Annotated in this window: 2 protein-coding genes; both read left to right on the top strand. The window is 71.8% G+C overall.

Annotated features, from left to right (window positions below):
- Window positions 1–71: 71 nt before the first annotated feature.
- Window positions 72–4,940, top strand: coding sequence for a type I polyketide synthase (locus GC106_RS20050; protein WP_446684938.1), 4,869 nt, complete (start codon window positions 72–74; stop codon window positions 4,938–4,940).
- Window positions 4,941–15,269, top strand: a complete 10,329-nt coding sequence (locus GC106_RS20045) for an SDR family NAD(P)-dependent oxidoreductase (RefSeq protein ID WP_173132780.1) — start codon at window positions 4,941–4,943, stop codon at window positions 15,267–15,269.
- Window position 15,270: the final 1 nt, after the last annotated feature.

The following is a 15,270-nucleotide window of genomic DNA, read 5'->3' as shown; positions in this document are numbered from 1 at the left end:
AAGGGGGCGTCCGGCCGGGCGCGCCGAGTTTTAGGGGTGGGTGCGGGTTCTCCCGCTGGGTAGCGTTCGGCGTGGCGCTTCGGCGTTTCGAACGGGACCTCGGGTCCGCCACGGATGACGAGCTCGTCCCCTGTCGAACCGGACGAATTGGGCATCTCGTGAACGGGGCCGCGATGGCGAACGAGGACAAGCTACGGGCATATCTCAAGCGCGCGACCGCCGATCTGCAGCAGGCACGGCAGCGGTTGCGTGAGGTCAGGGCGCGGGCGGCGGAGCCGATCGCGATCGTCGGAATGGGCTGCCGGTTCCCGGGCGGGGTCGCGTCCCCCGAGGACCTGTGGCGGCTGGTCGCCGACGGCCGGGACGCCATCGGCGAGTTCCCCGCGGACCGCGGCTGGGACGTCGAACGGCTCTACCACCCGGACTCCGGCCAGCCGGGCAAGACCTACACGCGGCATGGCGGGTTCCTTTACGACGCCGCCGAGTTCGACGCGGCCTTCTTCGGGATCAGCCCGCTGGAGGCCCGCGGAACCGACCCGCAGCAGCGGATTCTGCTCGAGGTGTCGTGGGAGGCCGTGGAACGGGCCGGGATCGCGCCGGACTCGTTGCGCGGCAGTGCCACGGGCGTGTTCGTGGGCCTGATGCATCACGACTACGCCGGTGGCCACCCGGGCGGTAGCCTGGTGTCGGGACAGATCGCGTACACCCTCGGCCTGGAAGGCCCCGCGGTGTCCATCGACACGGCGTGCTCCTCATCGCTTGTCGCCATGCACCTCGCCGCGGAGTCGTTGCGGCGCGGCGAATGCACGCTCGCGCTCGCCGGAGGCGTCGCGATCATGGGAACACCGGATCTGTTCGTCGACTTCAGCAGGCGGCGTGGCCTCGCGCCGGACGGGCGCTGCAAGGCGTTCTCCGACGACGCCGACGGGACGGCGTGGTCCGAGGGCGCGGGCGTACTGGTGCTGGAGCGGCTGTCGGACGCGCAGCGCCTGGGACACCGGGTCCTCGGCCTGGTCCGGGGCTCGGCGGTCAACCAGGACGGCGCGTCGAACGGCATCACGGCGCCGAACGGCCCGGCCCAGGTCAAGGTCATCCAGCAGGCCCTCGCCAACGCCGGTCTGACGGCGTCCGAAGTGGACGCCGTCGAGGCGCACGGCACGGGGACCGCGCTGGGTGACCCGATCGAGGCGCAGTCGTTACTCGCCACCTACGGCGTAGGCCGGTCCACGGACAGTCCACTGTGGCTGGGGTCGATCAAGTCGAACCTCGGGCACCCGCAGGCCGCGGCCGGGATCGCCGGGATCATCAAGATGGTGCAGGCCATGCGGCACGGGCAGTTGCCGAAGACGTTGCACGTCACCGAGCCGTCACGGCACGTCGATTGGTCGTCGGGCTCCGTCCGGCTGCTGACCGAGCCGGTGTCCTGGTCCGCCAACGGCCATCCCCGACGGGCGGCCGTGTCGTCGTTCGGGCTCAGCGGCACCAACGCGCACATCATCCTCGAACAGGCCGAAGAGCGGGAACTTCCCGAGCGTTCGGCAGAGCAGCCGGTGGTGCCGTTGGTGTTGTCGGGCAAGAGCGAGACGGCCCTGCGTGAGTCGGCCCGCAGGCTCGCCGACCACCTGGCGGACTCCGGTGACCGGCTCGCCGACATCGGCCTGTCGCTGGTGTCCAGCCGGTCGGCGTTCGAACGACGGGCGGTCGTGGTGGGCCGCGACCGGGCCGAGTTGACGGCCGGGTTGCGGGACGTCGCTGCCGGCCAGGGCGTGACCGGCCTGGCGGACGTGCGGACCAAGACGGTGTTCGTTTTCCCAGGCCAAGGCTCGCAGTGGCGTGGGATGGCCGCGGTGTTGCTGGACGAGTCGCCCGCGTTCGCGGAGCGGCTGGCCGCGTGCGAGGCGGCGCTGAGCCGGTACGTGGACTGGTCGGTGACGGACGTGCTGCGCGAAGCCGATGCGGCGCCGCCCGCGGATCGGGTGGACGTGGTGCAGCCGGTGCTGTGGGCGGTGATGGTGTCACTGGCGGCCGTGTGGCGAGCGCACGGTGTCGAACCTGACGTGGTGATCGGGCATTCCCAGGGCGAGATCGCGGCCGCCTGCGTCGCCGGTGCTCTGTCCTTAGAGGACGGTGCGCGCGTGGTCGCTCTGCGCAGCCTGGCGATCGGCGAGCTGCTGAACCGTCCTGGCGGGATGCTGGCGGTCGGGTTGTCCGTCCAACGGGTCGCCGACCATATGGACCGGTGGCATGACCGGGTGTCGATCGCCGCGGACAACGGCGCGAATTCAGTGGTGCTGTCCGGTGACGACGACGCCCTCGACGAACTGCGGGACCAGCTGGTGGCCGCGGGGGTGCGGGCCAAGCGCGTCCCGGTGAACTACGCGTCGCACTCCGCGCACGTGGATGCGTTGCGGGAACGCTTGTTGAACGATCTCGCACCTGTCACGCCACGGCCCGGCGAGGTGCCGATGATGTCCACGGTCACCGGCGACTGGGTCGACGGTACGGCACTGGATGCCCGGTACTGGTTCGACAACCTGCGCCATACCGTCCACTTCGGACCTGTCGTCGAACGGCTGGCCACGACCGGCCACGGCGCGTTCGTGGAGGCCAGCCCGCATCCGGTACTCACCATGAGCATCCAGGAAACCCTCGACGAGCTGGACGGCACCGCCGTGGTGACCGGGACGCTGCGCCGGGGCGAAGGCGGCCTCGGCCGGTTCGTGACTTCCGTGGCGGACCTGCACGTGCGCGGTGTATCACCGGACTGGACCACGTTCTTCCCGGCCGCCGCGCTCGTCGAGCTGCCCACGTATCCGTTCCAGCGCAACCGGTACTGGGAGACCGCCGCCGAGCCGGAGGTCGCCGCGGAGCGAGCCGAGGACGACTCGTTCTGGACGGACGTCGAACGCAACGACGCCGACGCGCTCGCCGCGAAGCTCAACGTGGATGCCGCGCGGCTGCGGGAGATCGTCCCGGCTCTGGCGGCATGGCGACACGACCGGATCGGGCAGACCCGGGCGGACTCCTGGCGCTACCGGATCTCCTGGGCGCCGCTGGCCTCGGGGTCGTTCACCAGCCTGACGGGAACCTGGCTGGTCGTGGTGCCGCCCGGTGCGCCGCACGTGGAGCCGATCCTGCGCGAGCTCACCGCACAGGGAGCCACGGTGGTCACCCTCGGAATCGACGGCATGGATTTAACGGCGTACGCGGACGACCCGCCTGCCGGCGTTTTGTCGCTGCTGGCCTTGGACGAGCGTGAGCACCCGGACCATCCGGTTCTCACGTACGCCACCGAGGGCACGGTCTTGCTGTTGCAGGCGTTGCGGGAAGCCGGGATCACCGCCCCGGTCTGGTGCGTGACCTCGCGGGCGGTCGCGGTCGACAGGTTCGAGGACGTCGACCCGGCGGCCGCCTCGCTGTGGGGGATGGGCACGGTGTTCGCGCTCGACCACCCGGACGGCTGGGGCGGCATGATCGACCTCGCCGACGCCGGGACCGGCCTGGACCGGCTGTGCCGAATCCTGGCCGAGGCCGACGAGGACCAGGTCGCGATCCGGCGGTCCGGCACGTTCGCCCGGCGGATGGTCCGTGCTCCGCTCGGCGCCGAGGTCTCGTGGCGTCCTCGCGGGACCGTGCTGGTCACCGGCGGCACGGGCGCCGTCGGGTCGCAGGTGGCGCGTTGGCTGGCGCGCAACGGGGCGGATCACGTCGTGCTCACCAGCCGCCGTGGGCGCGACGCACCCGGAACGGACAAGCTGGCGGCCGAACTGGCCGAACTCGGCGCCGAGGTGACCATCGAGTCCTGCGACGTGTCCGACGGTGCCGCTGTCGCCAAGCTGATCGGCGGGCTTCCCGGACTCACGGCCGTCCTGCACGCCGCCGGCGTGCTGACCGACGAGGCACCACTGGCCGAGCTGACATCGGCGGAATTCGCCGACGCCGTCCGCGCCAAGGTCGCCGGGGCCGTGCACCTGGACAACGCGCTGGGCGACCGGGAGCTGGACGCGTTCGTCCTGTTCGCGTCGGGCGCGGCGATCTGGGGCACCGCCGGAAAACCGGCCTACGCCACTGCGAACGCCTTCCTGGACGGCCTGGCTCAGCGCCGCCGCGTGCGAGGGCTGGCCGCGACGTCGATCGCCTGGGGGCCATGGGCCGGTGGCGGCATGGTCGACGTGGAGGCGAGCGCGCGCCTGCGCCGGATCGGGCTGGCCGACATGGACCCCGACCTGCTGGTCCGGCTGCTGGGGCAGGCGGTGGGCGGCGATGAGGGGCACCTCGTGGTCGCCGACATCGACTGGCCGACGTTCGTCCCGGTCTACACCCTCGCCCGGCACCGTCCGCTGCTGCGTGACCTGCCCGAGGTGCGGGTCGAGCCACAGTCCACTGTGGATGAAGGTGATCTGGCGGGCAGGCTGGCGGAGATGGCGGAGGGCGAGCAACGCCGGGTGCTGCTGGACCTGGTCCGCACGCACGTGGCGGTCGTGCTCGGCCACGACGGGGCGTCCGCCGTCGAACCGGGGCGAGCCTTCAAGGAGGCCGGTTTCGACTCGGTGACCGCGGTGGACCTGCGCAACCGGCTGGGTGCGGCGTGCGGCCTGAAGCTCGCGGCCACGGTCGTGTTCGACCACGTCAACCCGAAGGCACTGGCCGATCACCTGTGGACGCGGCTGTGCCAGGCGGAAACGGCCGTGCCGGTGAGCGTCGAGCTGGACCGGCTGGAAGCCAGGATCGGCGGGCTGTCCCGCGAGGAGATCGACGGCGCCCGGGTCACCGCCCGGTTGCAGGCCCTGATCGGCAAGCTGACCGAGACGCTCGGTGGCGGCAACGGCGGTGGCGCGGTCGCCGACCGGTTGATGGCCGCGACGGCCGACGACCTCTTCGACCTGATCGACAACGAACTCGGTGCGACGACCGGGCCCACGAATGGACACGAGGCGTAGATGGACAACGAAGAGAAACTCGTCGGCTATCTCAAGCGGGTCACCGCGACGCTGCACCAGACCCGCGAACGGCTGCGCGAGCTGGAGACCGCCGAGCAGGAGCCGATCGCGATCGTCTCGATGAGCTGCCGTTTCCCCGGTGGCGTCCGGTCGCCGGAGGACCTGTGGCGGGTGGTCGCCGAAGGCGTGGACACGATCGGCCCGTTCCCCACCGACCGTGGCTGGGACGCCGGCAGCCTGTTCGATGCCGACCCGGACCGGCCGGGCACCAGTTACGTCAGCCAGGGCGGGTTCGTCCACGACGCCGGTGCTTTCGACGCGGGCCTGTTCGGCATCTCGCCGCGGGAGGCGTTGGCGATCGATCCGCAGCAGCGGATGGCGCTCGAACTGGCCTGGGAGGCGGTCGAGCGGGCCGGGATCGCGCCGCACTCGTTGCGGGCAGCGGCCGTGGGTGTGTTCATCGGCAGCGGCAGCCAGGACTACTACGACGGCGTAGCGCCCACGCACATGGCCGACGTCGGCGACGACTACCTCAGCACGGGCACCGCAGGTTCGGTCATCTCCGGCCGGATCGCGTACTCGCTGGGTCTCGAAGGCCCGGCCGTCACGATCGACACGGCTTGTTCGTCGTCGCTGGTGGCGCTGCACGTGGCCTGTCAGGCGTTGCGGCAGCGGGAATGCTCGCTCGCGCTCGCCGGTGGCGTGATGGTGATGGCGACGCCTTCTCCGTTCCAGGCCTTCAGCAGGCAGCGGGGGCTCGCCCCGGACGGGCGGTGCAAGGCGTTCTCGGACGACGCGGACGGCACCGGCTGGTCGGAAGGCGCCGGGACGTTGCTGTTGGAGCGGCTGTCCGACGCGCGGCGCAACGGTCATCCCATCCTCGCGGTCGTGCGCGGCTCGGCGATCAACTCCGATGGTGCGTCCAACGGGCTCACCGCTCCGAACGGGCTTTCCCAGCAGCGGGTGATCCGGCAGGCACTGACCAACGCACAGCTTTCCCCCACCGAAGTCGACGCGGTGGAGGGCCACGGCACGGGCACCACGCTCGGTGATCCGATCGAGGCGAGCGCCCTGCTCGCCACGTACGGCGCGGACCGTCCGGCGGACCGCCCGTTGTGGCTCGGCTCGGTCAAGTCCAACATCGGGCATGCCCAGGCCGCGGCCGGGATCAGCGGCGTCATCAAGATGGTGCTGGCGATGCGGCACGGGGTGCTGCCCAGGACGTTGCACGTGTCCAGCCCGTCCGGCGAGGTCGACTGGTCGGCGGGCGCGGTCCGGCTGCTGGACCACGAGCGCCCCTGGGACCGGGCCGGACATCCCCGACGCGCCGGAGTGTCCTCGTTCGGCGTGAGCGGCACCAACGCGCACGTGATCCTCGAAGAGGCACCGGACGAGGAGCCCACGCCGGTCGAGCCGCCGAACTGGCCTGCCGACGTGGCCGTTCCGCTGCCTGTCACCGGGCAGAGCGCCGCGGCCCTGCGGGCGCAGGCCGAACGCCTCAAGTCCATTGTGGACTTTGTGGGAACGCTGGATCTCGGGTACTCGCTTGCCACCACCAGATCACCGCTGCAACACCGTGCGGTGGTCCTCGCCACGGATTCCGCCACAGCCGGCCGGGGCCTCGACGCGCTCGTCCACGGCGAACCCGGTGTGATCACCGGGTCGGTGAGCCAGGGGCTGACGGCGTTCCTGTTCTCCGGGCAGGGCGCCCAGCGCGCGGGCATGGGCCGCGAGCTGCACGGGATCTTCCCGGTCTTCGCCGAGGCCCTGGACACCGTGTGCGGCGTCTTCGACGAGCACCTCGACCGTCCGCTGCGGGACGTGGTCTTCGGAGACGGCGAACTGCTCGACCAGACGGAATACACGCAGCCCGCGTTGTTCGCCGTCGAGGTCGCGCTGTTCCGGCTGCTCGAATCCTGGGGCGTCACACCGGATCTGCTGATGGGCCACTCCATCGGCGAACTGGTCGCGGCACACGTCGCCGGAGTGCTTTCGCTGGCGGACGCGTGCGCCCTGGTCGCCGCACGCGGCAAGCTCATGCAGGCGTTGCCGTCCGGTGGCGCCATGGTCGCGGTCCAGGCGACCGAGGACGAGGTGCGCCCGCTGCTGACCGAGCGGGTGAGCATCGCGGCGATCAACGGCCCGACGTCCGTTGTCGTGTCGGGCGATGAGGACGCTGTCCTGGCGATCGCGGAGCGGTTGGGGCGTAAGAACAAACGGCTGCGCGTGTCGCACGCGTTCCACTCGCCCCGCATGGACGACATGCTCGACGAGTTCACGTCCGTGGCGAAAGGCTTGGTCTACCAGGCTCCGCGGATTCCGGTCGTGTCCAATGTGACCGGTGAACTGGCGACGGCCGACGAGCTGCGCACTCCGGAGTACTGGGTTCGGCACGTCCGCGACGCGGTCCGGTTCCGTGACGGCATGGGTGCGCTGGAGGCTGCCGGTGCGACCCGGTTCGTCGAGGTCGGGCCGGATGGCGTGCTGGCTCCGCTGGCCCGGGAATGCCTGACCGCCGAAGCCGCCGTGCTTCCCTTGCTGCGCAAGGACCGAGCCGAGGCGGGCGCCGTGCTGACGGCGTTGTCGGAGCTGTACGTGGGCGGCGTCGACCCGGACTGGGAGGCTGTGTTCGCCGGCCGGGGCGCACGGCGGATTCCGCTACCGACCTACGCGTTCCAGCACCGGCGGTACTGGCTCGAACGTCGCGGCGGGCCGGACGAGGTCGCCTCCGCCGGGCTGCACGCCGCCGGGCACCCGTTGCTGGGCGCGGCGATCACACTCGCCGGAACCGACGGTGTGGTCCTGACCGGCCGGTTGTCGGCCGGGCAGCAGCCGTGGCTCGCGGATCACGTGGTCGGCGAGGACATCATGGTGCCGGGCACCGCGTTCGTCGAACTCGCGGTGCAGGCCGGTGACCAGGTCGGATGCGGTCGCATCGAGGAGTTGACGCTGAGCAGCCCGCTCGTGCTGCCCCGCCACGGCGGTGTGCGCGTCCAGCTCACCGTGGGCGCTGCCGACGAGGTCGGATGCCGCGCTGTCACCGTGCACGCGCAGCCGGAAGACGCCCTGCCGGACGAGCCGTGGACACAACACGCCGCCGGGACACTGGCCCCGGCAACCGGCCGTCCCGGCGCCGAACTGACACCGTGGCCGCCGGAGAACGCGCAGCCGGTCGCGTTGGACGAGCTGTACGACAACTTCGCGGGTACAGGCCTGGTTTATGGCCCGGTCTTCCGTTCGCTGCACGCGGCGTGGCGCCGTGGTGACGAGATTTTCGGCGAGGTGCGCCTGCCCGAGGACGCCCCGCACGGTGCCGAGCGGTTCGGCCTGCACCCGGCCGCCCTCGACGCGGCGACCCACGCGTTGCGGGCCGCCGGGGACGGTGACGGAGGTGTCGGGCTCGTCCCGTTCTCCTGGTCAGGTGTTGAACTGCACGCCAGCGGCGCTTCGGCGCTGCGGGTGCGGTTCACCCAGACCGCACCCGAGACCTTCGCGGTGACCCTCGCGGACGCCGCCGGTGGCCCGGTCGCGTCCATCGAGTCGAACGTGTTCCGCGCCCTGGCGCCCGGGGCGGCGGCGAGTCGCCCGCTGTACCGGCTGGAGTGGCGGCCGATCCCGGCCAGGCCCGCGGAAGCCGGGCCGGAGGTCGTGCTGCTGCGCAGCGAGCGGGGCATGGACGCGCAAGCCGTCCGGACAGCGACCCGGCACGTGCTGGAGGCTGTGCAGTCCTGGTTGCTCGCCGAGGCCACCGGGCCCACCACGCTGGTGCTGCTGACCAGCGGGGCTGTCTCCGTCGACGGCGAGCCGGTGCGGGATCTCGCCGGTGCGGCGGTGTGGGGCCTGATCCGGTCGGCCCAGTCGGAGCACCCGGACCGGCTGGTGCTGCTGGACGTCGACGACATGGAAACGGTCAACGACGTGCTGCCCGCGGTGATCACGGCCGGCGAACCGCAGGTTGCGGTCCGCGATGGCGTGCCGTACGCGGCAAGGCTGGGACGCGTCAGCCCGGCCGGAGGTGCGCCGCGGTTCGGCGGCGACGCCGGGACCGGCACGGTGCTGATCACGGGCGGTTCGGGTGCGTTGGCCGGGGTGCTCGCCAGGCACCTGGTCACCGAGCACGGCGTCCGGAACCTGCTGCTGCTCAGCCGCAGCGGCGCGACACCGGACGGGTTGGCCGAGCTCGACGCGCACGTGCGGGCCATCGCCTGTGACGTCGCGGATCGGGAGGCGTTGGCCGCGGTGCTCGCCGAGATCCCGGCGGAGCACCCGTTGACTGCCGTGGTGCACACCGCCGGCGTCCTTGATGACGGCGTGCTGACCGCGCTCACTCCGGAACGGCTCGACGCGGTGCTGCGGCCGAAGGTCGACGGCGCGCTCAACCTGCACGAGCTGACTGACGGGCTCTCGGCTTTTGTGCTGTACTCCTCGGTTTCCGGCGTGCTCGGCGCGCCGGGGCAAGCCAACTACGCCGCGGCGAACGCCTTCCTGGACGCCCTCGCCACTCACCGCCGGGCCGCTGGGCAGCCCGCGTTGTCGCTGGCGTGGGGCCTGTGGAGCGAAGTCGGCGGGATGGGGGAGACGGCCAGGCACGCGGGCAGCGGAATGCTCCCGTTGTCCCCGGCGGACGGGCTCGCACTGTTCGACGCCGCGCTCGGTACGGACGACCCCACGGCCGTGACGGTCAAACTCGACTTCGGCGCGTTGCGGACGTCCGGTGCGAAGGCGTTGCAGAGCCTGGTCGGCGGCGGATCGCGCCGGGTCGCGGCCAGTGGGGCCGAACGGACCTCGTCGTCCTTCAGCGACCTGCTCGCCCAGATGCCCGCCGACGACCGCCGTGCGGCCGTGCTGGACCTGGTCCGCGCGCACACGGCCACGGTGCTCGCGCACGAGTCGGCGGCCGACATCGATCCGTCCCTGGAGTTCCACCAGCTCGGCTTCGACTCGCTGACCGCGATCGAGCTGCGCAACGGCCTGAACACCGCGACCGGGCTGCGGCTGCCGGCCACGTTGATCTTCGACTACCCGACGCCGGACGCGCTCGCCGGTCACCTGGAGGAGGAACTGTCCGGATCGCGTGGGCCGGCACCCGTCACGGTCCGGTCGAACGGTCAGGACGAGCCGATCGCGATCGTCGGGATGGCCTGCCGGTTGCCCGGCGGTGTCCGTTCGCCCGACGACCTGTGGCGGTTGCTCGCCGAAGGAGGCGACGCGATCGGCGAGTTCCCGGCCGACCGCGGCTGGAACGTCGACGGGCTGTTCGACCCGGACGGCCGTCGTCCCGGCACGAGCTACGTGCGGGAAGGCGGGTTCATCTACGACGCGGGCGAGTTCGACCCGGGCTTCTTCGGCGTCGCGCCCAAGGAAGCGCCGATGATCGACCCGCAGCAGCGGCTGCTGCTGGAGGCGGCGTGGGAGGCGCTGGAGCGGGCCGGGATCGACCCGCAGTCGTTGCGGGGCAGCAAGACCGGTGTCTACGCCGGTGTGCAGTACCACGACTACGCGGGCGCCAGCAGTTCCGGCTCGATCGTGACCGGACGGGTCGCGTACAGCCTCGGGCTCGCCGGACCTGCCGTCAGCGTGGACACGGCGTGCTCGTCATCGTTGGTGGCGCTGCACCTCGCGGCGCAGGCACTGCGGCAGGACGACTGCTCGCTGGCGCTCGCGGGCGGCGTCGCGGTGATGGCGGCGCCGGACTCCTTCGTCGAGTTCAGCCGTCAGGGCGGTCTCGCGCCGGACGGGCGGTGCAAGGCGTTCTCGGCCGACGCCGACGGCACCTCCTGGTCGGAGGGCGTCGGGCTGATCGTGCTCGAGCGTCTGTCGGACGCACAGCGCGCCGGGCATCCGATTCTCGCCGTGGTGCGGGGCAGCGCGGTGAACCAGGACGGCATGTCCAACGGGCTGACCGCGCCGAACGGTCCCGCCCAGCAGCGGGTGATCCGCCAGGCGCTGGCCGCCGCGGGCCTGACCGAGTCCGATGTGGACGCCGTCGAGGCGCACGGCACCGGGACCAAGCTCGGCGACCCGATCGAGGCACAGGCCCTGATGGCCACCTACGGCCAGGCAGACCGTCCACTGTGGATCGGTTCGGTGAAGTCGAACCTCGGTCACACCCAGGCCGCCGCCGGTGCCGCGGGCATCATCAAGATGGTGCTGGCCATGCGGCACGAGGAGCTGCCCAGGACGCTGCACGTGACCGAGCCGTCGCCGGAGGTGGACTGGTCGGCCGGCAACGTCCGGCTGCTGACCGAGGCCGTGCCGTGGCAGGCCAACGGCCACCCGCGCCGGGCTGGGATCTCGTCGTTCGGCGTCAGCGGGACCAACGCGCACGTGATCATCGAGGAGCCGCCTGCCGTGGCACCGCGACCGGAGGAAGCGGAGCCCGGCAGCGTGCCCTGGCTGATCTCCGGCCGCAGCCGGGCCGCGCTCGCCGCGCAGGCCGAGCAACTGTTGAACTACCTGAACGACGACCCCGAGCGGAACCTCGCGGACGTCGGCTACTCGCTGGCGACCGCACGGGCCGCGCTGGAGTACCGCGCGGCGGTGGTCGGCAGCCGGTACCCGGAGTTCCTGCGTGGCCTGATGGCGCTGGTCGACGGCGAGGACGCGCCCGGCGTCGTGGACGGCGTGGCCCGTTCGGGCGGCAGGACCGGATTCCTGTTCTCCGGCCAGGGTTCCCAGTGGCTGGGCATGGGCCGGGAGCTGGCCGGGCGGTTCCCGGTGTTCGCCGCCGCCCTCGACCAGGTCCTGTCCCGTTTGGACGCTGACCTGTCCGGCGTGTTGTGGGGCGACGATCCCGAAGCGTTGAACCAGACCGGTCACACCCAGCCCGCGTTGTTCGCGGTCGAGGTGGCGCTGTACCGGTTGCTGGAGTCGTGGGGGATCAAGCCGGACTTCGTGGCCGGGCACTCGATCGGCGAACTGGCCGCCGCGCACGTGGCGGGCGTGCTGTCCCTGGACGATGCCTGCACCCTGGTCACCGCGCGAGCCCAGCTGATGCAGGCGTTGCCGGCGGGAGGCGCGATGGTGGCGATCGCCGCGTCCGAGGAGCGGGTGCGGGCCGCCTTGACCGCAGGGGTGGACATCGCCGCGGTGAACGGCCCGAACTCGGTGGTCGTCTCGGGCGCGCAGGAGGCGGTCGTCGCCATGGCCGAGGGCTTCGAGCGGACCCGGCGGTTGCGGGTGTCGCACGCGTTCCATTCGTCCTCGATGGACCCGATGCTGGACGACTTCGCCCGGGTGGCGGGGAAACTGACGTTCTCACCGCCGCGTATCCCGATCGTGTCCACTGTGACCGGAGCCGCGGACGAGGACCTCTGTACGCCTGAGTACTGGGTCCGGCAGGTCCGTCAGCCGGTACGGTTCCACGACGCCATCAAGACGATGGACGCCCTCGGGGTGACCAGGTTCGTGGAGGTCGGCCCCGGCGGCACCCTCGCCGCTCTCGCCGACGAAGCCGTGGAGGACGTGGTGGTCACGCCGGTGCTGCGCAAGGACCACGCCGAGCCGGACTCGGTGCTGACCGCACTCGGCCGCCTGCACTGCGACGGTGTCAGCGTGGACTGGAAGGCCGTGTTCGGCGAGCGGCGCCTGGTCGAATTGCCGACGTACCCGTTCCAACGCCAGCGGTACTGGCTGGAGACCGTCGCCGGTGGCCTTGGCCCCGAAGAACACCCGCTGCTGGGGTCGGCGATCGACCTCGCCGACGCCGACGGCCTGCTGTTCACCGGCCGTCTCTCGGTCGGCACCCACCCGTGGCTCGCCGATCACGTGGTCGGCCGCGCGATCCTGTTCCCTGGCACCGGTCTGGTGGAGATGGCGGTCCGTGCCGGGGACGAGGTCGGCTGCGGGCTGGTGGCGGAACTGACCATCGAGGCGCCCTTGGTGGTGCCGGACCGTGCCGGTGTGCGTGTCCAGTTCGCTGTGAGCGCGCCGGACGAGACCGGCAGCCGCCGGTTCAGCGTGCACTCACGGACCGAGGATGCCGGTGAACACGTGCCGTGGACCCGGCACGCCACCGGCGTGCTGGCACCGGATGGCGGGCGGGCGTCGTTCGACCTGACCGAGTGGCCGCCGGAGCGTGCCGAGCAGGTGCCGCTGGACGGCATGTACGCCGGCCTCACCGAGCAGGGACTGGGGTACGGCCCGGCTTTCCAGGGGCTGCGCGCCGCGTGGAAGCGCGGAGACGAGACCTTCGCCGAGGTGGCCGTCCCGGCCACCGTACAGTCCGAAGTGGACAAGTACGGCATCCATCCGGCGGTGCTGGACGCCGCGCTGCACGCGATCGGCTGTGGCGGCTCCGCCGGTGACGAGCCGGTTCTGCCGTTCTCGTTCGAACGGGTGGGCCTGCACGCGGTCGGCACCGGCAACCTGCGGGTGCACGTCCGGCCAGCCGGGACCGGCACGGTGTCCCTGGACATCGCCGACACCACCGGCCAGCCAGTGCTGTCGATCGGGTCGCTGCTGCTGCGGCCGATGTCGACGGCCCAGGCCCGGCCAGCCGCCGCACCGCCCGCCGCGGACACGTTGTTCGGTGTGGACTGGCAGCGGTCCGTAGTGGACGAAGTGACCGACGTGACCGGCTGGAGCCTGCTCGGGCCGGACCGCTGGGGCCTGGCCGGCGCGCTCGGCGCCCCGATCGTCACCGGCATACCGGAAACCGGTGTGCTGCTCGTGCCCTGCGGCGGCGATGCCCACAGCGATGTCCACAGCGAGGTCCACCGGGTTCTCGGTGTGATGCAGGACTTCCTGGCCCGGCCCGGCGGCAGGCTCGTCGTGGTGACCAGGGGAGCGGTGGCGTGTGACGACGAGAACCCCGGCGACCTGGCCGGTGCCGCGGTGTCCGGGCTGGTGCGGTCGGCCCAGGCCGAGCACCCGGACCGGATCGTGCTGGTGGACCTGGACGCCGACGAAGGCATGATCGACGTGTCGATCCGGATGCTGCCCACCGCCGTGGCCACCGGTGAGCCGCAGTCGGCGCTTCGCCGCGGCATGGTCCGCGTGCCGCGCATGGTCCGGGTCGCCGCCGGTACGGGCCAACCGTGGGATTCCGAAGGCACTGTGCTGATCACGGGCGCGAGCGGTGCACTTGGCAGTGCGGTCGCCCGGCACCTGGCTGGTGAGCACGGCGTCCGCAACCTGGTCCTCGCCAGCCGCCGTGGCCCGGACGCGCCCGGCGCCGTCGAGTTGCGAGAGGAACTGACCGGGCTCGGTGCGCAGGTGGCGCTCGTCGCGTGCGACGTCGCCGACCGTGACGCCGTGGCCGCGATGCTCGCCGAGCATCCCGTCACCGCTGTAGTGCACACGGCCGGTGTACTCGACGACGGGGTGATCACGTCACTCACCCCGGACCGTGTGGACGCGGTGCTACGCCCGAAGGTGGACGCCGCGCTGAACCTGCACGAGCTGACCGAAGGGCTTTCGGCGTTCGTGCTGTTCTCCTCGGCCGCCGGTGTGCTCGGTGCCCCCGGACAGGGCAGTTACGCGGCTGCCAATGCGTTCCTCGACGCGTTGGCCGCCCGGCGCAGGGCAGCCGGGCTGGCTGGAACGTCGTTGGCGTGGGGCCTGTGGGACACCGGCGAGGACGGCATGGCGGGCAAGGCCGACACGTCGCGGCTGTCGAGCACCGGCATCGGCGCTCTGTCCACAAAGGAAGGGCTGGCGCTGCTCGACTCGGCCACCGCGCTCGGTGAGGCGCTGCTGTTGCCGATCCGAGTGGACACCCGAGCGTGGGCGGACCAGGCGGCCGACGAACTGCCCGCCTTGTTCCGCGGTCTCGTGCGGTCCCGGCGCGCGGCGCAGGACGCCCCGGTGGAGGGTCGTTCGCTGCGGGAGCGGCTGGCCGAGATGCCGCCGCACAAGCGGATGCCCACGCTGCTGGACCTGGTCCGGACACACGCGGCCGGCATCCTGGGCTACTCCGGCGCCGGGGAGATCGACCCCGACCGGCCGTTCAACGAGGTGGGCTTCGACTCGCTGTCCGCGATGGGCTTCCGCAACAAGCTCACGCTCGTCACGGGCCTGAAGCTGCCCGCCGGGATGATCTACGACTATCCCAGCCCGCGCGTCCTGGCCGAGCACCTGGGCACGGAGCTCATCCCGGCGGAGGAGACGGCTGAGGCGGTGACCGAGGACGATCTGCGTGAGATCCTGGCGTCGATTCCGGTGTCCCGGTTGCGGGACGCCGGGTTGCTGGACAGCCTGCTCGAACTCGCCGGCGTGCGGGCCGAGCAGGCAACGGCCGACGCCGGCGGGGACCAGGAGTCGATCGACGCGATGGACAGCGAGGCGCTGATCAGCATGGCGCTGGGTGGCGTGGAGGCTGTGGACTGAC

The organism is Kibdelosporangium persicum, assembly GCF_013280595.1.
GTDB lineage: Bacteria > Actinomycetota > Actinomycetes > Mycobacteriales > Pseudonocardiaceae > Kibdelosporangium > Kibdelosporangium persicum.
This window is presented reverse-complemented; position numbering and strand designations above follow the sequence as displayed.